Source organism: Enterobacter sp. Sphag1F (assembly GCF_014193275.1).
Taxonomy (GTDB): domain Bacteria; phylum Pseudomonadota; class Gammaproteobacteria; order Enterobacterales; family Enterobacteriaceae; genus Pantoea; species Pantoea symbiotica.
The window spans coordinates 809,132-829,640 of record NZ_JACHZD010000001.1; the positions used below are offsets into that span (position 1 = coordinate 809,132).

Genomic DNA, 20,509 nt, shown 5'->3' on the forward strand with positions numbered 1-20,509 from the left:
TCCTGACTTCCCTGTAGGTAAACGCTTCCTGAAGAGTGTTGTGAACTATTTCAATCGGCTACTGAAACCTGCTGGGAAGAGGATTTCTCAGCGTTACATGATGTTTCAGTCCGGTAAGACGCTGCCATCATAGTGAGCGGCATGTTAATTAACTGTGAATGCAATCACAGATTGGAAACGGTTACACTGGGCTATCGCCTGAATTAGTGACCGACTCCACAATTTGCCGCTGGGCGACAGAATGGCGACGTACCAGCGTGGGCATAAAGCAGTGTGATGCATTGATATCCAGTTCACCGGCCGCACCTTTGAGCGCCAGCTCAGTGGCAAGTTTTGCCATAGAAACAATAGGATAACGGACCGTAGTTAACTGCGGATCGGTGTAACGTGAAATGGGAATGTCATCAAAGCCAATGACAGAGAAATGCTGTGGAACCTGGATGCCGTTGTCCTTTAAAGCGGTCAATGCACCGGCTGCCATGCCATCATTGTAGGAAAACACTGCTGTTAAATGTAAGTTACGGCCAAGTAATTCCACCATCGCTGCTTCGCCGCCTTGCATGTCAGGTTCAGCATGAGCAATCCATGACTCCTGCGGGCGAATTCCCTGCTCTGACAAGGCCTGCAGCCAGCCTTCACGCCGTTGTGTCACGTCCTCAATCGGATGACTGGAGCTGAGAAAGCCAATGCGTTGATGTCCCTGTTGTAACAGCATGCGCGTCGCCACCTGAGCGCCGGTGACGTTATCCAGGCAGACGCAGCGGTGTTCATAACCGGGAATAGTACGATTAATCAATACCATACCCGGAACCTGATCCATAAATTGCGTCAATTCGGCGTCTGAAAGCGTTTTCGCGTGCACCACCAATGCGTTGCAGCGTTGACGTATCAGCACCTCAATTGCGTGACGTTCTTTCTCTTCCTGATGCCAGGAGTTACTGATTAACACGTGTTTATGCACACGCTGCGCCACGGTATCGACCGCTTTCACCAGCGCGCCAAAGAAGGGATCGGAAACGTCCATCACCACCACGCCAATGGTGTCACTGATTTGTGTCGCCAGCGCCTGGGCGTTGGCGTTCGGGCGATAGCCTAACGCGTCAACGGCGGCCAGCACGGCTTCACGGGTATCGGCGGTGACTGCACTGCTGTTATTGAGCACACGCGACACGGTGGCTACTGACACACCGGCCTGACGGGCGACATCACGAATCGTTATCATGCAGCTGTTCCACAGAGGCTGAAAATGCGCGACAAGCGCGTAACGGCGCTATTCTGTCAGGGCATCTGGCACGACTACGTGAATCACGTCACATCAATGAAAACGGTTACATACAATTCTGCAACCTTTGTGATGAACATCATTATCTGAGCGAGGAGGAAGGGTCAGGTTTTCCCGCGGCAAGACGCGTCAGTTTGCGCCAGATCCACTCCATTGGCCCCTGCGGGAAGACGCGCAGCCACAGCACGGAAAACAGGATATTAACCAGCCAGATAGCCGGTACAAAAGCCAGCAGCTGCAGGCGGTCAAACTTGAGGAAAAGATCAAAGCGGTAGAACAGCGTGGTGCAAATCAGCGTCTGTAACAGGTAATTGCTCAATGCCATGCGGCCAACGCATTGAATGGCGTAACTAATGCGGGTTGACGCAATTTGCGGCCAAAATCCAAGGCAAAGTGCGGCATAACCAAGGCTGATAAACGGGCTGGCGAGATCGCGCGGCACCTGCAGGAAGAAACCGGTCCAGCGGAATTCCCAGCCAATCATCCACTGCGCGGCGATGCCGGGAATGGCGATCAGCCAGCCGATGGTGAGCAGCAGCGCAGCCGAACGTCGATAGTGCTGCACGCTGAATTGCCCGCTCAGCCAGCCGCTGCGCATCAATGCCGCGCCAATCAGCATCAATCCCGCCAGCTGCCAGCCATATTGTGACGCCAGCGCCATCAGACCGGATGACAGGTGATCCAGCCGATTCTGCACTGCTTCCCAACCGCCGAGCAGTTTCCAGTAGCTTTCATATTGCAGATCCGCCGCGCCTGGCAGCCAGGAACGTGTAGGATTCGGACTGGAAATTAGGCCGAATACTACTAACACGCCACAGCCAACCAAATAGAGTAATGCGCCGGTTTGTAACAACGCACGGTCGGACGGCACATCACGCAGCATGCGCCAGATAATCAGCCCAATCAGGCCGTAATCCAGCAGGATATCGCCTTCCCAGAAAAAGATGCCGTGAATGAAACCGAGCAGCACCAGCAGCGTCAGACGCGCCGACATCCAGCGGCTGCCGCGCGGCGCCTGCATGTAAAGGCCAGCACCAAACAGCAAGGCAAACAGCGTGAGGAATTTCAGCTGCGCCAGGCCATCCATGATCGCCCATGTCCAGGCATCAGATGTTGAAGCCTCTCCGCGCCACGCCGGATTGAGATATGCCGCCGATGGCAACGCAAAGCCGACAATGTTTAGCAGCAAGATGCCGAGAATGGCGCAACCACGAATGAAATCCAGCGCGAGATAGCGTTGCATCGAGTGCCCTGACGGAGAGAGGAAATCGGGCGACAAGCTGCCGCCCAAACAGATTAGCTGTGGCGAACCGCGCGCAAAAACTCCTGACGCGTGTTCTGGCTGGATTTGAACAAGCCGCCCAGCGAGGTGGTGGTGGTTGCGCTGGTGGCATCTTTCACGCCACGCGCTTTCACGCAGTAATGCACCGCATCAATCGATACCGCAACGTTATTGGTGCCCAGCAGCGTTTGCAGCGCCACCAGCACTTGCTGCGTCAGGCGCTCTTGCACCTGCGGACGCTGGGCAAAGAACTGCACGATACGGTTGATTTTCGACAGGCCAATCACTTTCTCTTTCGGGATATACGCCACGGTGGCTTTGCCATCGATAATCACAAAGTGGTGTTCGCAGGTGCTTGTCAGCGTGATATCGCGCACGGTCACCATCTCATCCACTTTCATCTTGTTTTCGATGACGGTGATTTTCGGGAAGTTGGCGTAATCCAGACCTGAGAAAATCTCATCCACATACATCTTAGCGATGCGGTGCGGCGTCTCCATCAGGCTGTCATCTTCCAGATCCAGGTTCAGCAGCTGCATGATTTGCGTCATGTGGCCGGCAATTTCGCGTTTACGTGCGTCGTCATCCATTTCACGCACCGGGGCGCGTAGCGGCGTTTCCAGACCACGCGCCAACAGCGCTTCGTGAACCAGGGCGGCTTCCTGACTTAAGATACTCATTTACTCTTCTCCGGCAGGTGATGCGCCCGCGGGTCTTCGCCCACGGGGGAAATTCTGAGCGCGTATTGTGAAATACTCCGCGCCCTTAATCCAGTAATCATTCCGATAAGCTTTTCATCACTTACTGCGACGTAAAACCAGCATCCCGGCAACGATTAAGCTGGCGCCCGCCACCCATAGCGCCGGTTCCAGTTGATGCCACAGCATGCTGGAAATCCACGACAGCAGCGGACCGGCCAGCTGCCCGACCGCATAGCCGGTGGTGAGCAAACCGGCAAGATAGCGCGCATGCTGCGGTGCCAGCTCACGCCCATATTGCAACGCCAGTTGCACTACGCACAGGAATCCACCGCCAATCAGTGCCGCGCCCAGCATCAGGCCATTTAAACCCGGCAGCACAATCGCGGCGATGACGCCCAATGCCTGCGCCCACAGCACCATCGCTAAACGCGCATGGCTGCTGCCCCAGTGACGCGTCAGGATGCCTAACACGATGCCGATCACCGCCGCGCCGCCAAACACTGGCCAGACAAACTGGGCAAAGGCGCTGTCAGGAAAACGCGCCGCCGCCATTTGCGACAAAAAGGTGGCGGGCAGAATGTAGCCAAATCCGGCAAGGCTGTAGCTCAGCACCAAGCGCTTAAGATCGCCATTCAGCACCAGCGGCGATGCAGCTTGATCGGGACGATGCAATTGGCCGGTACGCGGCAGAAAACGCGCAATTGCGGCAATCAACAACAGTGCCAGCAAACCATACGCCGCCCACGCAAAGGCCGCACTGACGCCGCTGGCATGCAGCGCCACGGCCAGCATGCCGCTGATAAAGATGCCGGTGCCGGGGCCGGCAAACACCGCTGCCAGCAAGCCCGGACGGCCATGATGATGCAGCTGATCGCTGGCCCATGCCGCCAGTAACACCATGGCCCAGCCGCTGGCCCAGCCAATCAGGAAACGAATCAAGCCATGTAACCACGGACCGCTGACGCAGGCCGACAGCAGCGTTAATATCACCGCGCCCCACACGCCCGCCTGTAAGCGCCACTCGACGCGTTTGCGCGCACGCATCGCATCAAAAGAGCCAAACAGATAACCGAGATAGTTGAGTGCTGCCACCAGGCTGGCGCTGGTGAGCGTCAATTGATGGTCATGAATCATCAGCGGAACCTGCGGCGTGAAAGCAAATCGCCCAATCCCCATCGCAACCACTAAACTTAAGAACGCGCTAAGCGCGACACGAAACGCCATACCGACCTCAGGATGTTTTATCACTTGTCACTAGCATGCATGACGTTTAAACTCACGGAAAGTGAATAATACTAACCAAGTTGTTTACGAGAAGAGAATATGGATTTAGTACAGCTCCGCATGTTTTGCTCCGTAGCCGAATCCGGTTCGCTGGCGCGTGCCGCCGAGCAACTCCATCGCGTACCTTCCAATCTCACCACGCGTCTGCGCCAGCTGGAAGATGAAATTGGCGTTGATCTGTTTATTCGTGAGAAGCAACGCATTCGTTTGTCGCCAATGGGCCACAATTTCCTCAACTATGCGCAGCGCATCCTGGCGCTGAGCGATGAAGCGCTGAATATGGCGCGCGCCGGTGAGCCGGGCGGTAATTTTGCGCTTGGTTCGATGGAGAGCACCGCCGCGACGCGGTTGCCCGCGCTGTTGGCGGCCTATCACCAGCGTTTTCCCGCCGTGGAACTGTCGCTGATCACCAATACCTCCGGTGAAATCATCGACAAGGTGCGTGAAGGTACGCTGGCTGCCGCGCTGGTGGATGGCCCGGTGGCGCACGACGATCTCAACGGCTGCATTGCCTTTAACGAGCAGATGGTGCTGATCACCAGCCCGGAACATGCGCCGATTGCCAGCGCGCGCGATGTGCAAGGCGACACGCTGTTTGCGTTCCGCAATAGCTGTTCCTACCGCACCAAGCTGGAAGCCTGGTATCGTGAAAGCCAGACCGCGCCAAGCAGCGTGATGGAGATTCAGTCCTATCACGCGATGGTAGCGTGCGTGGCCGGTGGCGCGGGCGTGGCGATGATTCCCGCCTCGGTGCTGGCGCAAATGCCCGCACGCGCACGCGTGCAGGAGCATGCGTTACCGCCCGCTTACCGCGATACCGCCACCTGGCTAATGTGGCGACGCGATGCGTTTACTCCCAACGTGGAAGCGCTGAAGTATTTGATTATTGAACTGTTTGACGATCGCCCGGTTAACGACGAATTGCGGCATCCGCTGCACGCTGCCGAGTGATTTTCTTTTTTATCGACATCACGACCATCGGGGCTTTTGTCCCGCATCTACAGGAAGAGGGATTGCATGAACATGATTAAAACCCGCGCCGCCGTTGCCTGGGCAGCTGGCGAACCGCTGAAAATCGAAGAAGTGGATCTGATGCCACCACAAAAAGGTGAAGTGCTGGTGCGCATCGTGGCCACCGGCGTGTGCCACACCGATGCTTACACCTTGTCTGGACAAGATCCGGAAGGTGTATTCCCGGCGATCCTCGGCCACGAAGGCGGCGGCGTGGTAGAAGCGGTCGGTGAAGGCGTGACCAGCGTTGCCGTGGGCGACCACGTGATTCCGCTTTACACCCCAGAGTGCGGCAAGTGTAAGTTCTGTCTCTCGGGCAAAACCAACCTGTGTCAGGCGATTCGCGCCACCCAGGGCAAAGGTTTGATGCCAGACGGCACCACCCGCTTCTTCAAAGACGGCAAGCCGATTTTCCACTACATGGGCACCTCAACTTTCTCTGAATACACCGTGGTACCGGAAATCTCGCTGGCGGTGATCAGCAAAGAAGCGCCACTGGAAGAAGTGTGTCTGCTGGGCTGCGGCGTCACCACCGGCATGGGCGCGGTGATGAACACGGCCAAAGTGAAAGAAGGCGATACCGTGGCGATCTTCGGCCTCGGCGGCATTGGTTTGTCAGCGATCATTGGCGCGAAAATGGCGAAAGCCGGCCGCATCATCGGTATCGATCTCAACACCAGCAAATTCGATCTGGCGCGCAAACTGGGAGCAACCGATCTGATCAACCCGAAAGATCACGATAAGCCGATTCAGGATGTGATCGTTGAACTCACCGACGGCGGCGTCGATTTCTCCTTCGAATGCATCGGTAACGTCAACGTGATGCGTTCGGCGCTGGAGTGCTGCCACAAAGGTTGGGGCGAATCGGTGATCATCGGCGTTGCTGGCGCGGGCCAGGAAATTTCTACCCGTCCATTCCAGCTGGTGACCGGTCGCGTATGGCGTGGTTCCGCGTTTGGTGGCGTTAAAGGCCGTTCACAGTTGCCGGGCATCGTGCAGGATTATCTCGACGGTAAATTCGCGCTTAACGATTTCATCACCCACAAACTGCCGCTGGAAGAGATTAACGACGCCTTTGATCTGATGCATGAAGGGAAATCAATTCGTACGGTGGTGCATTTTACTAAGTAATCAGGAGACGTTATGGCTTCCACTTTGGAGCTGTTAGAAGAGCATCGCATCTTTGGTGGCTGGCAGCAGCGCTGGCGCCATCAGTCGGCGGTGCTGAACTGTCCGATGACCTTCAGCATTTTTCTGCCGCCGCCGCAGAGTGACGCGCCGCCGCCGGTGGTGTGGTTTCTCGCTGGGTTGACCTGCAGCGATGAGAACTTCACTACCAAAGCCGGTGCACAGCGCGTTGCTGCTGAGCTGGGTTTGGTGCTGATTATGCCGGACACCAGCCCGCGCGGTGACGAGGTGGCGAACGACAGCGGTTACGATCTCGGCCAGGGCGCAGGTTTCTACCTCAACGCCACGCAGCAGCCGTGGGCGGCGAACTTCCGCATGTTCGATTACCTCAGCAGCGAGTTGCCGGAGTTGGTGGCGGATAACTTCAAGCTGAGCGATCGTCAGTCGGTGATGGGGCATTCGATGGGCGGACACGGTGCGCTGGTGCTGGCACTGCGTCTTGGCGGGCGTTTTGCGTCTGCTTCGGCTTTCGCGCCGATCGTCAATCCGACTGAAGTGCCGTGGGGCCAGAAGGCCTTTGCCGCTTATCTGGGTGAAGATCGTCAAACGTGGCGTGAATGGGATAGCTGCCTGTTGATGCGTGACGTGGAACAGCGCTTGCCGATTCTGATTGATCAAGGGGATAGCGACCAGTTCCTCGCCGATCAACTGCGTCCAGAGCGACTGGAAGCCGTAGCGCGTGAGCAAGGTTTCCCGCTGGAGTTACGCATTCAGCCGGGTTATGACCACAGCTACTTCTTTATAGCCAGCTTCGTGGAAGACCATCTGCGTTTCCACGCGAAGCATTTGTTGGTGTGACAAGGTCGCCATAAATGGCGACCTTACGTAGGGTGCGCATTCATGCGCACCTGAATTACACCAACGTCTCCGCCAGCCCGTCGATCATCACCTGCGGCATGCCGCGTGAGCAGTGCTCGATACGGCCGCGCACGCCATACACCTGCGCCAGCGTCTCTGGCGTAATCACCTGCGACGGCTCGCCGTCCGCCAGCAGATTGCCATCCTTCAGCATCAGCGCGTGATCCGCATGACGCAGCGCGATGTTGATATCATGCACCACTACCACCGTCACAATATTGCGCAGCCGGGTTTCACGACGTACCAGATCCATCACGTGGAACTGGTAGTTGAGGTCCAGCGCACTAAGCGGTTCATCCAGCAGCAGCAGTTCCGGGCGACGAATCAGCGACTGCGCCAGGCCAACCAACTGCTTCTGTCCGCCCGACAGCTGATCGAGATAGCGCATGGCTAAATGCGCGATGCCGAGTTGCTCAAGCAGATGCATGATCTCCGCTTCGCTCGAGGCGCTGTGCAAGCCACCCGACGCGCGCTGCGCCACGATAATCGACTCCAGCACGTGCAGATGCACGCCAGCCGGCAAACTTTGCGGCAGATAAACCACGCGCTGCGCCCGACGCGCAAACGGCTGGCCCATCAGCTCTTCACCGTTCAGCCACAGCTCGCCCTGCCCTTTGCCGAGACCGGCCAGCGCGCGCAGCAGCGTTGATTTGCCGCAGCCGTTAGGACCGAGCAACACGGTGATTTTGCCCTGCGGCAGTTCCGGCACGTTAAGATCTTCAATCACCTTGCGCTTCGGGTAACCGGCGGAGAAATTACTCAGACGTAATCCCTGTTCCATTACACCGTCCCCCGATGACGCAGAATAATGCTGAGGAAGAACGGCACGCCGACCAGCGAAGTCACAATCCCCACCGGAATGATCACGCCGGGAATCAGGTTTTTCGACGCCACCGAGGCCAACGACAGCACCAGTGCACCGACCAGCGCGCTGGCTGGCAGGTAATAACGGTGATCTTCACCAAACATCATGCGCGCAATGTGCGGCGCGACCAGGCCGATAAAGCCAATCGGGCCGACAAAGGCCACCGCCAGCGCGGAGAGAATACTGATGCGCAGCAACGTCGCCAGGCGCAGACGGCGTACGTCGATACCAAAGCTCACCGCACGATCTTCGCCAAGGCGCAGCGCGGTCAGCTTCCAGCTGCTGAGCATTGAGAACGGAATCAGGATGGCAAAGGCGGCGGTTAACACGCCGAGCTTTTCCCACGACGCGCGCGCAAGGCTGCCCATGGTCCAGAATACCAAGCCCTGCAAGGTATCTTCGCTAGCGATGAACTGCATCATCGAGACTAATGCGTTGAATGTGAACACCAGCGCGATACCAAACAGCACCACGCCAGAGGTTGAAACTTTGGTCCAGCGCGTCACGCCATCCAACATCAAGGCGGCAAACAGCGCAAACACAAAGGCGTTGGCGGAGATAAACCACTGGTCCGGTACCCCAGGAATGCCGATACCGAGGATGATCGCCAGCGCCGCACCAAAGGCCGCCGCTGACGAGACGCCGAGCGTAAACGGGCTGGCGAGCGGGTTATTCAGAATGGTTTGCATCTCTGCACCGGCGAGGCCAAGCGAGAAGCCCACCACCACAGCCATCAAGGCGTACGGTAACCGTATATCCCAGACAATCACGCGCGTGCCGGCATCGACCGCATCGGGATGGGTCAGCGTTTGCCATAAGGTGTCGAGGGAGAGCCCAGCCGGGCCGAGCGTGAAATCAAGAATTACTGAGGCCAGTATCGCCAGCACCAGCACGCCAATTAACAACAGTCGCTGGCGCAGTACCTGACGATAATGTGTGATGGTATCGGTTTCGAGGCCGTTTTCCGCCAGCAGCGTGGCGTCGGTGGTACGCATTGTTCTACCCGTTTCTTGTCGAAATCATAACGGCAGCCACAATAGTGCAGGTGATAATAATTATCAATTCAATCTGAGTAACAAAGCTTAAAAAGCAGGTGCGCAAAAATGCGCACCTTAACGTAAAAATCACTCTTTAAACGTCGGGAATTCCATCTCGCTGTATTTCACGAAGCGCGAGCCGCGTGTCAGCTTGTAACCCAACCAAATCACCAGGAACAGCGGCAGACCAATATAGGTAGCGGCCACGCCATACCAATCAATGCGGTCGGCAAGGAACGCCTGATAGTTCTGCCCCAGCGTGATAATTAGACACAGAATAAAGGCGAAGATCGGTCCCAGCGGGAAGAAACCCGAACGGTACGGCAAATCGGCAAGGCTGTGGCCCTGCGCGATATAACCGCGACGGAAACGGTAATGGCTGATGGCGATACCCAACCAGGCGATAAAGCCGGTCATACCCGAAGTGTTCAGCAGCCACAGGTAGACTTCCTGGTTACCAAATTTCGAGCTCAGGAAGCACAATCCCGCCACCACGGTGGTGGCAATCAGCGCGTTACGCGGCACGCCACCTTTCGACAGCTTGCCGAAAATGCGTGGCGCTTTGCCTTCACGTGCCAGGTTGAACAGCATGCGCGTTGAGGCGTACATACCGGAGTTACCCGCGGACAGCACCGCCGTCAGAATCACCGCGTTCATCACCGCTGCCGCTGAGAGCAGACCGGCATTCTGGAACACCAGCGTGAACGGGCTGATGGCGATATCGGTGACGTCGTTATGCAGCAGCTTCGGATCGGTGTACGGCAGAATCAGGCTAATGATCAGAATGGCAAAGATATAGAACAGCAGGATTCGCCAGAACACCTGACGCACCGCGCGCGGGATGTTCTTCGCCGGGTCCTGGGATTCACCGGCCGCGATACCAATAAGTTCGGTACCCTGGAAGGAGAAGCCGACAATCATCGCCACGCCAATCATTGCGGCAAATCCACCGGCAAACGGCGCTTCGCCGACGGTCAAGTTGTGCCAGCCAGCGTTTTCTGCGCCACGCATAATGCCGGTGATCATCAGCACGCCCACCACAATAAAGATGATGACGGTGGTCACTTTGATCAGCGAGAACCAGTATTCCGCTTCGCCGAAGCCTTTTACGGAGATGTAGTTGAGCAGGAACATCAGGCCGAGGAACAGTGCGCTCCAGATCCAGCCGGGCGTGTCCGGGAACCAGTAGTTCATGACGAGCTGCGAGGCGACGAGGTCAACGGCGATGGTGACCGCCCAGTTGTACCAATAGTTCCAGCCCAGCGCGAAACCGAAGCCTTCTTCAACGTATTTCGAACCGTAAGTGGAGAAGGAGCCAGAAACCGGCATAAATGCCGCGAGTTCGCCGAGGCTGGTCATCAGGAAGTAAACCATCAAGCCGATGAGCGCATAAGAGAGCAGCGCGCCGCCAGGTCCGGCCTGAGAAATGGTGGCACCCGAGGCGACAAACAGGCCGGTACCGATGGAGCCACCAATGGCGATCATGGTGAGATGACGCGCTTTTAATTCACGGCGCAATCCAGGTTGTTGTGTTGTTTTTGAGTCATTATGCATGTGTAAACGCTATGCTGGATAAAAATGAGGCGAGATTGTAGCAGCTAGCCCCAAGCTGTATAGCATTCACGTCGGGTTATTAGTTACCTTCATGATCGGCCAGGAATTATTAGCCGCAGCGTGTTTAGCGCTGCGATTATTCTCGGCAATACGACAGGAAACGGCTCAAAGCTTTGGAGACATGCTTCTGTCGATGATGGATGCGATACAGCGTACGCGTCAGGCGCGGCAGCGGGATCAATACTTCCACCAGCGTGCCGGCTTCCAGCAGATCTTCAATCACCCGCCGCGACAAACAGCTGATGCCCATGCCGTGACGCACCGCGTGTTTAATCGCCTCTGAGTTGCCCAACTCCATGCCGAGCTGAAACTGCGGCAGATGCGACAGCAGCAGATAATCGACGATCTCACGCGTACCCGAGCCGCGCTCGCGAAGAATCCACGGTGCGGCGGCGAGTGTTTCCAGCGTAATCGGCTGCTGCAGGATGGCGGCATCCGGCGCAGCAAATACCACCAGCTCATCTTCCAGCCACGGCTCGCTGATAATATCCAGCTCGTGACATGGACCTTCGATCAAGCCGATATCGACGCGAAAATCCGCCACCGCATTAATCGCATCCTGGCTGTTGCCGACGCTCAGCTCGAGCGGCAGCGCGGGAAAATCACGGCGATAGGCAGCGATCATGCCGGGCAGCAGATAATTGCCGATGGTGCTGCTGGCGAACAGGCGAATCGCCCCATTATCTTCTTTAAACAGCTGTTCGATTTCACCCGCCTGCTCCATCAAACCCACGGCGCGCGGATAGAGTAAACGTCCATGCTCATTCACCACCAGCCGCTTACCGACGCGGTCAAACAGCTGCACGCCAAGCTGGTTTTCCAGATCCGCTAACGCGGCGCTCACCGCCGACTGCGACAGCGCCAGCACTTGCGAAGCCTGGGTTGTCGAGCCGCTTTTCAGCACTTCGGTAAACACTTCAATCTGCCGCAACGTGATGTGCATGTGTCCCTCTTATATTACTTATTCTGGTTAATTATAAATATATTATCAATTTTACTTTTATACCAGTGCAGCGCACGCTTAAGGCAGAGATTGAATGTTAGAAGGTCGCCATAAATGGCGACCCTACGGGTTTTCGTAGGGTGCGCATTCATGCGCACCTGATTACATAAGCGATTTATTGCTTAAGTGAGCGGCATTTCGAAATGAATGCCGACACGATAAGGAGAAAAGTATGGCTGAGTTAAGCGTGAATAAAAGCCCGTTTCATCTACATCACTGGCTGCCGGGTTTGCTGCTGACTGTCGCGATTGCCGGTCTCGCGGCGTGGCTTGGCAATCAGTCATGGTTGGCCGGTGCCGGATTCGGTGCGCTGACGTTAGCGATTATTTTGGGCATCGTGCTCGGCAACACCCTTTATCCGCAGATTGCTGGAGCTTGTGACAGCGGCGTGCTGCTGGCGAAACAGCGCTTGCTGCGCCTCGGCATCATCCTGTATGGCTTTCGTATTACCGTACAGCAGATTGCTGATGTCGGTCTGAGCGGCGTGCTGATCGATGCGATGGTCCTCAGTTCAACTTTCCTGCTGACCTGTTTTATCGGCATTCGTATGCTGAAGATGGATCGTGAAACCGTGTGGCTGATTGGTGCGGGCAGTAGCATTTGCGGCGCGGCGGCGGTGCTGGCGAGTGAACCTATCGTTAAAGCTGCGCCGTCAAAAGTGGCGGTAGCGGTTGCCACCGTGGTGCTGTTTGGCACCGTTGGCATCGTGCTGTATCCGCTATTGTGGTCGCTGCTGCCGACTATTAGTGCAGAACATTTCGGCATCTTTACCGGATCGACGCTGCATGAAGTGGCGCAGGTTGTCGCGGCTGGGCATGCAATGGGTGCAGAAACCGAGAATACTGCGGTGATCGCTAAAATGCTGCGCGTGATGATGTTAGCGCCCTTCTTACTGATTCTGGGCAGCTGGCTGAAGCGTCAACGTAGCCACAGCGCGCAGCAGCAATCAATCAGTTTCCCGTGGTTCGCGCTGCTATTTATTGTGGTTGCGCTATTTAATTCGTTGCATCTGCTGCCTGCTAACGTGGTTAGTACGCTGAATCAGCTGGCAAATCTGCTGCTGGCGATGGCGATGGCGGCGCTGGGTTTAACCACGCGTTTCAGTGCCTTAAAGCAGGCCGGTTTGAAACCGCTGCTGCTCGGCTTGGTGATGTTTGGCTGGTTGATTGTTGGCGGCGGAGCACTCAATGTGCTGGTGCAACATTTCATGGCGTAATCGCATCCGCTATAGTGAGCGCTTTGCAGTAGCAATCGCCCAATCAGGAGAGCGGCATGAAATATATCGGCGCACACGTCAGTGCATCAGGCGGCGTGGACCAGGCAGTTATCCGTGCCCACGAACTCGAAGCCACCGCGTTTGCTTTGTTCACCAAAAATCAGCGCCAGTGGAAAGCAGTACCGCTGTCAGGAGAAGTGATCGATGCGTTTAAAACCGCCTGCGATCGCTATAACTTCACCTCTGCGCAGATCCTGCCGCACGATAGCTATCTGATTAACCTTGGCCATCCGGTGATGGAAGCATTGGAGAAATCGCGCGAAGCTTTCCTCGATGAGATGCAGCGTGCCGAGCAGTTGGGTTTGACCTTGCTGAACTTCCATCCCGGCAGCCATCTTAAGCAAATTGATGAAGAAGCGTGCCTGAAGCGTATCGCCGAATCGATCAACATCGCACTGGATAAAACCAGCAGCGTGGTGGCGGTGATCGAAAACACCGCTGGCCAGGGCAGCAACCTCGGTTTCCGCTTCGAGCACCTCGCCACCATTATTGAACACGTGGAAGATAAGTCGCGCGTTGGCGTGTGCATTGATACCTGCCATGCGTTTGCGGGCGGTTACGATCTGCGTACCGAAGAAGCCTGCGCGGAGACGTTTAGCGATTTTGAACGCATCGTCGGTTTCCAATATCTGCGCGGGATGCACCTGAATGATGCCAAGAGCACGCTGGGCAGTCGCGTCGACCGCCATCACAGTTTGGGTGAAGGCAATATTGGCAAAACCGCATTTAGCTGGCTGATGAAGGATAAACGTTTTGACGGCATTCCGATGATTCTGGAAACCATCAATCCCGATATCTGGAAGGATGAGATTGCGTGGCTGAAGTCAGAGCAGCAGGGTTAATGATTTAACCAGGTCGCCATGAATGGCGACCCTACGTAATGGTTCTGTATTGATGCCAGCCATAAACGAAAGGGAGCCGAGGCTCCCTTTTTCATGTCTGGCGAAGATTACGCTGCTTTTACCAGCTCTTCTTCCGGACGTTTCAGGATGGCGTAGCCAAGACCTGCCACCGCAGTACCAATCACAATCGCCATCAGATAACCCAACACTGGGGTAATCGCGCCAGGAATCAGCAGGACGAAAAGACCACCGTGCGGTGCCATCAGTTTCGCGCCAATCGCCATGGAAATCGCACCGGTTACCGCGCCGCCAATGATACAGCATGGCAGCACACGCATTGGGTCACGCGCCGCAAACGGAATGGCACCTTCAGAGATAAAGCACAGACCAAGTACCAGCGCCGCTTTACCGCCTTCCTGCTGACCTTTGTTGAACTTACGACGCGCAACAATCGTCGCCAGGCCCATCGCCAGCGGTGGCACCATACCGGCCGCCATAATTGCCGCCATCGGTGCGTAGGTTTGTGAACTGAGCAGACCAACACCAAATGCGTAAGCCACTTTGTTCACCGGACCGCCCATGTCGGTACACATCATGCCACCGAGAATCGCGCCCAGCAGTACTGCGTTCGCCGTACCCATGTTTGCCAGCCAGGTTGTCAGGCCAGTCATGATGCCAGCAACCGGCTTACCAACCACGTAAATCATCAGCAAACCGGTAATCAAACTCGCCACCAGCGGAATGATCAGAATCGGCTTCAACGCTTCCATACTCTGCGGCAACTTCACTTTGCTGCTGAGCATCTTCGCGGCGTAACCCGCAATGAAACCGGCGATGATGCCGCCAAGGAAACCGGCGTTAATGCTGGTGGCGATCATACCGCCAATCAAACCTGGCGTCAGACCCGGGCGGTCCGCAATCGAGAAGGCAATGAAGCCGGCCAGAACGGGCACCATCAGCGCAAAGGCGCTGCCGCCACCAATCTGCATCAGTGCCGCTGCTAAGGTGCCCGGCTCTTTAAATGCGGTGATACCAAAGGCGAATGACAGCGCGATGCTCAAACCACCAGCGACCACCATCGGCAGCATGTACGAAACACCAGTCAGCAGGTGACGATAGGCACCGGCTTTCTCTTTGCTGTCGCCATGCGCGCTAGCCGCCTGATTGCCGCTCGGCTGATAGGTTTTCGCTTCGGCCTGCGCTTTATCCAGCTCCTGCGCGGTTTTCTTCAGCGCCAGACTGGTTGAGGTGCGGTACATCGGCTTACCGGCAAATTTCGCCAGATCCACATCGATATCAGCCGCGACGATCACCAGATCGGCTGCCGCCACTTCTTCTGGCGTAATCGCGTTGCCAGCGCCCACAGAACCACGGGTTTCGACTTTCACCCACCAGCCACGCTTGGTCGCTTCGGCCTGAATAGCTTCGGCGGCCATAAAGGTATGGGCAACGCCAGTTGGGCAAGCGGTCACCGCCACGATGCGTTTCTGCCCACCGCTCTGCGCCGCCACTGGCGCGGCAGCGGTTGCTGCAGCAGCAGGCTGCCAGGTTTTGGCACTCGCTTTGGCTTGATTGATTGCCGCCAGCGGATCGCGCAGCGCTTGCTGCACATCAACCAGCGCCAGCGATTTACCCGCCAGCTCTGCGTCATGCGGCGCATTATGGCCAGCAACCAGCACCAGTTCCGCTTCGGCGGCATTATCGGTCAGCGTCAGCCCGGCTTGTGCCGCCGTCGCGCGTAAGCGTTCCAGCGCCAGATGTCCTGATGCCAGTCCCAGTGAAGAATCTTTTATCAGCAGCGTTTTCATTATCGCTCTCCTGCTGTTAGTTAACGGGTTGTAAGTCGACGCGCGCCATCATCGCGGCCAACTGGGTACGATCTTTAACGCCAACGTTGCTTTGGCTGACGGCCATCGCCGCCACTGCCGTTGCCAGACGCAGCGTGTGCTCGCTGGATTCACGCATCAGCAAGCCGTAAATCAGGCCGCCGACCATCGAATCGCCGGCACCAACGGTGCTGACCACTTCGCAAGCGGGCGGTTTGGCGATCCATTCGCCGGAAGCATTCACCCACAGCGCGCCTTCCGCACCGAGAGAAATCACCACGTGCGCAATACCTTGCTCACGCAGTTCATGTGCGGCACCAATCACGTCCTGCAGCGCAGGCAGTTTACGACCGGCCCAAATCTCCAGCTCGCGGCGGTTCGGTTTCACCAACCACGGCGCGGCTTTCAGACCGGCTACCAGCGCTTCGCGGCTGCTGTCGAAGATGATGCACGGGCACAGCGTGCGCAGATCGCTCATCCACTTGGTGAACGCTTCTGGCGCTACGCCGGCTGGCAAGCTGCCGCTGACGCACACCATGTCGAACTGGCCCAGCCATGTGAGTGAATCGGCGGTGAAGCGATCCCAATCCTGCGCGGTGACGTCAAAACCGGAGAAGTTCAGGTCGGTTACATCGCCGTCTTTTTCGGTCAGCTTAACGTTGATACGCGTCCGGCCCTGCACCACCTGAAAACGGTTAGCAATGCCGAGCTCACTGAACAGCTGCTGAAAGCCGTCCTGATTCTCTTTGCCGAGGAAACCGCCGACGGTGACATCGATACCCAGATCCTTCAGCACCTTGGCAACGTTGATGCCCTTACCCGCCGCGTGCAGGCCGGTGGTTTTCACCAGGTTAACTTCACCGCGCTCAATTTCTGGCGTGTAACCGACCAGATCGTAAGCCGGGTTTAAGGTAATTGTTGCGACACGACGACTCATGCTGCCCCCTCGCCTAAACCGGCGTTAATGGCTTCTTCAATCGCGTTCAGCGCCTGCTGCGCATCATCACCGCTGGCGGTAAAGCGCAGGCGATGGCCTTTTTTCACACCCAGCGCGACGACTTTCATCAGGCTACGGCCGTTAGCCGGTTTACCGCTGCCGTCGAGATTGGTCACAGTGATATCGCTGTTGAACTGCTTGATCACAGTAACCAGCGCCGTTCCCGGACGCGCATGCAAACCATGTTCGTTGCGAATGGTGAACTCCGCAGTCAGCAGCTCAGCGGCTTCATCGACTTCGCTAGTCAGCAGCGCCAGAATCCCGGCGGCATCGGCCTTCAGCAGACGTTCAGCTTTGTTGGTTAGCAGCAAGTTACTGAGGTAGCCCAGCACCTCCAGCGGACGCTGATCGTTAGCCGCCACGGTCAGCAGCAGCGCAACGTTTTCGCCCTGATGCTGGAATGGTGCAGCGGTGCGGCTGACAGCCACTGCGCTGCCGAGGTTGCCGTTAGCGCTGTCGCTCAGCCAGATGCCCTGACCCAGGCTCAGCGGTGCACGGGAAATCACGTCAGCAATAAAGGACGCATCCACCGCGCCTGCAGCCTGCAGACGACCGGCGTTCAGTGCCTGTAAGGTAATTAAATCGCTGGCCGCTACATCAACGGCAATCAGCGAAGTATCGAATTTGAATTCTGCCGCCTGATTTTCGCCCATCAGCAGCGCTCGCAGATCTTCCGCCGAGGCGGTTTTCAGCTGTTCAGCAATGCTGTCGTCGCTTAATACGTGGGTGAGCTGGCGCAGCAACGCGAGGTGTTCATCAGACTTGGCGGCAATACCGATCGCCACATATGCCGTTTGCCCCTCGCCCCAATCCACGCCCTGCGGGAACTGATAAACCTGTACACCGGTTTTCAGTACCAGGTCGCGGGTGTCGGTGGTGCCGTGCGGAATGGCAATACCATTACCCAGGAAAGTGGTGGTTTGCTGTTCGCGCGCCAGCATGCCGTTAACGTAGCCTTCGGCCACATTGCCCGCAGCGGTTAACGCAGCGGCAACCTGGCGAATGGCCTCTTCTTTATTCTGTGCGCTAGCACCGGTATGAATAGCCTGAACTTCGAGCTGGAACATATCTCTCCTCGCTTGCTGTATTGAATCGTTTCAGCTAGATGTTGAAAAAAGATGCTATGCATCGCGGACTTAGCCGGAATGACAACGCTGAAACGTTTCAGGGAATATGGTACAGCCACGAACAGCAGGCAAGAAAATGCGCGATCTGAGTAGCAGATTTTTGACGTCCCGCACACTTCATGTTGGATTTAAGATTTTTACCGGCAGGCAGGCTGATGCTTTTGCTGTACAGACAACCGGCACTAAGCCAAATTTTTCAGCTCAGCGTCAGCAAAGGGTTCAAGGTGCGGTATCGGCTTCCAGTTTTAGCAAGAACGTCATAGCGCTATCACGGCTGCTGCCGCACATTTCCGCGCTCGGTTGTAAACCGGCACAGACCGCAGGACGCAGCGGTGAACCAAAGATTTTGCAGCGCTGCTGCTCATCAAGCTGCACACAACGCGTGTTGGCCGGCTTGCCGTGCGGCATGCCAGGAATCGGGGATGAGATTGAGGGGGCTGTGCAACAGGCACCGCACTGGTCACGACAAAACATCATGCGCTCCTGTAGACAATTCGCCGCGACAATAACAGTCTGAGGCCGCGAATGCCATGCACCGGCAACAATTTTACATTGCCTCGCTTGCCAGTTTTTCGCCGCGCGAGTAACGTGACGCGCATTAACCTCCTGTCAGCGAGAAAACCACCATGCCAAAGGCAAATGAGATCAAAAAAGGGATGGCTGTCACCTGGAACGGCAAACTGTTGCTGGTGAAAGACATTGATGTGCAGAGCCCAAGTGCTCGCGGTGCCGCGACGCTCTATAAGATGCGTTTTACCGATGTCCGCACCGGCCTGAAAGTGGAAGAGCGCTTCAAAGGCGACGATATTATTGACGCCATTTCGCTCAGCCGCCGCGCCGTCACCTTCTCTTATATAGATGGTGATGAGTATGTGTTTATGGATGACGAAGACTACACGCCGTACAACTTTAAGAAAGAGCAAATCGAAGAAGAGCTGCTGTTTATTCCTGAAGGCGGCATTCCCGGCATTCAGGTGCTGACGATGGACGGCCAGGTATTGGCACTTGAACTGCCACAAACCGTCGACATGGAAATTGTTGATACCTCACCGGGCATCAAAGGCGCCTCCGCCAGCGCGCGATCCAAACCCGCTGGCATGAGCACCGGCTTATCCATTCAGGTGCCAGAATATCTGAGCAATGGCGATCGCATCCGCATTCATATTGCGGAACGTCGTTACATGGGACGCGCTGACTCATAACGTGCTTCCGTCCGGCCGCCGGTGATTGTTATAGTATAACAAGGCCGTGCGCGCCGGATGCCCTTCATCCGCGCGCGATTTATTCTCTTTTTTTGGGAGCCCTTTTGTGACGCGCGTAAACCTCATCACCGGATTTCTCGGCAGCGGAAAAACCACCACACTGCTGCATCTGTTAGCCAACAAACCCGCCGACGAAAATTGGGCGATTCTGGTCAACGAATTTGGCGAAATTGGCATCGACGGCGCACTGCTCGCCGATCGTGGTGCCACGCTGAAAGAGATTCCCGGCGGCTGCATGTGCTGCGTTAACGGCTTGCCGCTGCAGGTTGGGCTGAACATGCTGCTGAAGCAGGCGAAACCCGATCGTCTGATTATCGAACCCACCGGTCTTGGCCATCCTAAACAGCTGCTGAACATGCTGCGTGCTGCGGTCTATCAACCCTGGATTCAGGTGGATGCCACCTTAACGTTGCTCGATCCGCGCCAGCTCGCCGACGCACGCGTGGTGGAGAATGAGAACTTCCGCGATCAGCTGGTGGCGGCCGATGTCATCGTGGCGAACAAAAGCGATCGCTGGAGCGATGAGGATCGTCAGCGTTTACAGGATTGGCAGCTGCAATTTTTGGGTGAACGCCAGCTGGTAGAAGCGGCCTGGGGTGCGATCGATCCCGCGCTGCTGACGCAACCCGCCTTGGCGGATCGTGCGGTTCCCGATGCAGCCCACCACCACCACGCTTCACGTCCACAAGGCTTAGCCGCACTGAAACTGGATGGTCAGGCGCGCTGGCGTCGGGCGCTCAATGAAGGCCAGGGTTATGCTTCCTGTGGCTGGATTTTTGATGAGGAAACCGTGTTCGATACTATTGCCGCGCTAGAGTGGGCGCGGCTTGCGCCGGTGGATCGTGTTAAAGGTGTACTGAGGACGGCGGACGGTTTAGTCAACATCAATCGCCAGGGCGAAGACTTGTTTATCGAAACGCGCCCTACTACCCCGCCGGATAGCCGCATCGAATTAATCCATCATCAGCCCGTAGACTGGAACCTTTTGCAGACCGCCTTGTTGAAGATTCGTTTAAATTAGGTGCGTTAGGTTGCCCCGTTGTTTTCACTTTGG

General features: G+C 56.5%; 19 protein-coding genes. 7 read left to right on the forward strand and 12 right to left on the reverse strand.

Annotated features, from left to right (window positions below; all coding sequences use genetic code 11):
- Positions 1–181: 181 nt before the first annotated feature.
- The 4 genes from galS to FHW71_RS03660 all read right to left on the reverse strand — a co-directional run bounded on the left by galS (position 182) and on the right by FHW71_RS03660 (position 4,489).
- Entirely contained in the window at positions 182–1,222 is a 1,041-nt protein-coding gene (gene galS / locus FHW71_RS03645) for an HTH-type transcriptional regulator GalS (RefSeq protein ID WP_061717790.1), read from the reverse strand.
- Positions 1,223–1,364: 142 nt separating this feature from the next.
- A complete protein-coding gene (gene yeiB / locus FHW71_RS03650) occupies positions 1,365–2,525 on the reverse strand; it encodes a DUF418 domain-containing protein YeiB (RefSeq protein ID WP_179450093.1) in 1,161 nt (386 codons plus the stop codon).
- A 53-nt stretch (positions 2,526–2,578) separates the two neighbouring features.
- Positions 2,579–3,244: a GTP cyclohydrolase I FolE gene (gene folE, locus FHW71_RS03655; RefSeq protein WP_008104975.1), complete on the reverse strand. Its 666-nt coding sequence runs from the start codon at positions 3,242–3,244 to the stop codon at positions 2,579–2,581.
- 117 nt (positions 3,245–3,361) lie between these two features.
- Positions 3,362–4,489 carry a YbfB/YjiJ family MFS transporter gene (locus FHW71_RS03660; protein WP_179450091.1) on the reverse strand — a complete coding sequence of 376 codons (1,128 nt, stop codon included), beginning with the start codon at positions 4,487–4,489 and terminating at the stop codon, positions 3,362–3,364.
- Positions 4,490–4,588: 99 nt separating this feature from the next.
- Between FHW71_RS03660 and FHW71_RS03665 the strand changes: the two genes are divergently transcribed.
- The 3 genes from FHW71_RS03665 to fghA all read left to right on the forward strand — a co-directional run bounded on the left by FHW71_RS03665 (position 4,589) and on the right by fghA (position 7,546).
- Positions 4,589–5,500 (forward strand): LysR family transcriptional regulator, encoded by a 912-nt coding sequence (locus FHW71_RS03665; protein ID WP_061717793.1) that lies wholly within the window; start codon positions 4,589–4,591, stop codon positions 5,498–5,500.
- A gap of 66 nt (positions 5,501–5,566) precedes the next feature.
- Positions 5,567–6,691, forward strand: a complete 1,125-nt coding sequence (locus tag FHW71_RS03670) for an S-(hydroxymethyl)glutathione dehydrogenase/class III alcohol dehydrogenase (protein ID WP_008104982.1) — start codon at positions 5,567–5,569, stop codon at positions 6,689–6,691.
- Positions 6,692–6,703: 12 nt separating this feature from the next.
- Complete coding sequence (gene fghA / locus FHW71_RS03675) at positions 6,704–7,546, forward strand: S-formylglutathione hydrolase (RefSeq protein ID WP_008104985.1); 843 nt, start codon at positions 6,704–6,706, stop codon at positions 7,544–7,546.
- 55 nt (positions 7,547–7,601) lie between these two features.
- Here fghA and FHW71_RS03680 read toward each other — a convergent pair whose 3' ends face one another.
- From FHW71_RS03680 to yieE, 4 genes are all read right to left on the reverse strand, one after another.
- On the reverse strand, positions 7,602–8,387 hold the full coding sequence (locus FHW71_RS03680) for an ABC transporter ATP-binding protein (protein ID WP_179450089.1): 786 nt from the start codon (positions 8,385–8,387) through the stop codon (positions 7,602–7,604).
- Positions 8,387–9,466, reverse strand: a complete 1,080-nt coding sequence (locus tag FHW71_RS03685) for an iron ABC transporter permease (protein WP_154181553.1) — start codon at positions 9,464–9,466, stop codon at positions 8,387–8,389. Before FHW71_RS03685 ends, FHW71_RS03680 begins: the two co-directional genes overlap by 1 nt.
- Before the next feature lie 129 nt (positions 9,467–9,595).
- Positions 9,596–11,062: an amino acid permease gene (locus FHW71_RS03690; RefSeq protein WP_179450087.1), complete on the reverse strand. Its 1,467-nt coding sequence runs from the start codon at positions 11,060–11,062 to the stop codon at positions 9,596–9,598.
- Positions 11,063–11,198: 136 nt separating this feature from the next.
- A complete protein-coding gene (gene yieE, locus FHW71_RS03695) occupies positions 11,199–12,065 on the reverse strand; it encodes a DNA-binding transcriptional regulator YeiE (RefSeq protein WP_061717796.1) in 867 nt (288 codons plus the stop codon).
- Between the two features lie 232 nt (positions 12,066–12,297).
- On the opposite strand from yieE, the gene FHW71_RS03700 reads away from it, so the two are divergent.
- Together FHW71_RS03700 and nfo are read left to right on the forward strand one after the other, a co-directional pair.
- Positions 12,298–13,341, forward strand: coding sequence for a YeiH family putative sulfate export transporter (locus tag FHW71_RS03700; RefSeq protein ID WP_179450085.1), 1,044 nt, complete (start codon positions 12,298–12,300; stop codon positions 13,339–13,341).
- Between the two features lie 56 nt (positions 13,342–13,397).
- A complete protein-coding gene (gene nfo / locus FHW71_RS03705; RefSeq protein WP_179450083.1) occupies positions 13,398–14,243 on the forward strand; it encodes a deoxyribonuclease IV in 846 nt (281 codons plus the stop codon).
- 107 nt (positions 14,244–14,350) lie between these two features.
- Here the strand turns inward: nfo and fruA are convergent, their stop codons facing one another.
- The 4 genes from fruA to FHW71_RS03725 form a co-directional block, all read right to left on the reverse strand.
- Complete coding sequence (fruA, locus tag FHW71_RS03710) at positions 14,351–16,051, reverse strand: PTS fructose transporter subunit IIBC (protein WP_179450081.1); 1,701 nt, start codon at positions 16,049–16,051, stop codon at positions 14,351–14,353.
- A gap of 16 nt (positions 16,052–16,067) precedes the next feature.
- Positions 16,068–17,006 carry a 1-phosphofructokinase gene (gene fruK / locus FHW71_RS03715; RefSeq protein WP_061717799.1) on the reverse strand — a complete coding sequence of 313 codons (939 nt, stop codon included), beginning with the start codon at positions 17,004–17,006 and terminating at the stop codon, positions 16,068–16,070.
- Positions 17,003–18,133: a fused PTS fructose transporter subunit IIA/HPr protein gene (gene fruB, locus FHW71_RS03720; RefSeq protein ID WP_179450079.1), complete on the reverse strand. Its 1,131-nt coding sequence runs from the start codon at positions 18,131–18,133 to the stop codon at positions 17,003–17,005. Before fruB ends, fruK begins: the two co-directional genes overlap by 4 nt.
- Before the next feature lie 279 nt (positions 18,134–18,412).
- Positions 18,413–18,667: a YkgJ family cysteine cluster protein gene (locus FHW71_RS03725; protein ID WP_008105007.1), complete on the reverse strand. Its 255-nt coding sequence runs from the start codon at positions 18,665–18,667 to the stop codon at positions 18,413–18,415.
- A gap of 152 nt (positions 18,668–18,819) precedes the next feature.
- On the opposite strand from FHW71_RS03725, the gene yeiP reads away from it, so the two are divergent.
- Both yeiP and FHW71_RS03735 read left to right on the forward strand, forming a co-directional pair.
- Positions 18,820–19,395: an elongation factor P-like protein YeiP gene (gene yeiP / locus FHW71_RS03730; protein WP_008105009.1), complete on the forward strand. Its 576-nt coding sequence runs from the start codon at positions 18,820–18,822 to the stop codon at positions 19,393–19,395.
- A 106-nt stretch (positions 19,396–19,501) separates the two neighbouring features.
- Positions 19,502–20,476 (forward strand): GTP-binding protein, encoded by a 975-nt coding sequence (locus FHW71_RS03735; protein ID WP_061717801.1) that lies wholly within the window; start codon positions 19,502–19,504, stop codon positions 20,474–20,476.
- Positions 20,477–20,509: the final 33 nt, after the last annotated feature.

Coding starts and splice junctions, on each gene's coding strand:
- fruK (WP_061717799.1), bottom strand. CDS start 17,006: ATGAGTCGTCGTGTCGCAACAATTACCTTAAACCCGGCTTACGATCTG.
- fruA (WP_179450081.1), bottom strand. CDS start 16,051: ATGAAAACGCTGCTGATAAAAGATTCTTCACTGGGACTGGCATCAGGA.
- yieE (WP_061717796.1), bottom strand. CDS start 12,065: ATGCACATCACGTTGCGGCAGATTGAAGTGTTTACCGAAGTGCTGAAA.
- FHW71_RS03680 (WP_179450089.1), bottom strand. CDS start 8,387: ATGGAACAGGGATTACGTCTGAGTAATTTCTCCGCCGGTTACCCGAAG.
- FHW71_RS03665 (WP_061717793.1), top strand. CDS start 4,589: ATGGATTTAGTACAGCTCCGCATGTTTTGCTCCGTAGCCGAATCCGGT.
- fghA (WP_008104985.1), top strand. CDS start 6,704: ATGGCTTCCACTTTGGAGCTGTTAGAAGAGCATCGCATCTTTGGTGGC.
- FHW71_RS03690 (WP_179450087.1), bottom strand. CDS start 11,062: ATGCATAATGACTCAAAAACAACACAACAACCTGGATTGCGCCGTGAA.
- folE (WP_008104975.1), bottom strand. CDS start 3,244: ATGAGTATCTTAAGTCAGGAAGCCGCCCTGGTTCACGAAGCGCTGTTG.
- galS (WP_061717790.1), bottom strand. CDS start 1,222: ATGATAACGATTCGTGATGTCGCCCGTCAGGCCGGTGTGTCAGTAGCC.
- yeiP (WP_008105009.1), top strand. CDS start 18,820: ATGCCAAAGGCAAATGAGATCAAAAAAGGGATGGCTGTCACCTGGAAC.
- FHW71_RS03685 (WP_154181553.1), bottom strand. CDS start 9,466: ATGCGTACCACCGACGCCACGCTGCTGGCGGAAAACGGCCTCGAAACC.
- FHW71_RS03670 (WP_008104982.1), top strand. CDS start 5,567: ATGAACATGATTAAAACCCGCGCCGCCGTTGCCTGGGCAGCTGGCGAA.
- FHW71_RS03660 (WP_179450091.1), bottom strand. CDS start 4,489: ATGGCGTTTCGTGTCGCGCTTAGCGCGTTCTTAAGTTTAGTGGTTGCG.
- nfo (WP_179450083.1), top strand. CDS start 13,398: ATGAAATATATCGGCGCACACGTCAGTGCATCAGGCGGCGTGGACCAG.
- fruB (WP_179450079.1), bottom strand. CDS start 18,133: ATGTTCCAGCTCGAAGTTCAGGCTATTCATACCGGTGCTAGCGCACAG.
- yeiB (WP_179450093.1), bottom strand. CDS start 2,525: ATGCAACGCTATCTCGCGCTGGATTTCATTCGTGGTTGCGCCATTCTC.
- FHW71_RS03725 (WP_008105007.1), bottom strand. CDS start 18,667: ATGTTTTGTCGTGACCAGTGCGGTGCCTGTTGCACAGCCCCCTCAATC.
- FHW71_RS03700 (WP_179450085.1), top strand. CDS start 12,298: ATGGCTGAGTTAAGCGTGAATAAAAGCCCGTTTCATCTACATCACTGG.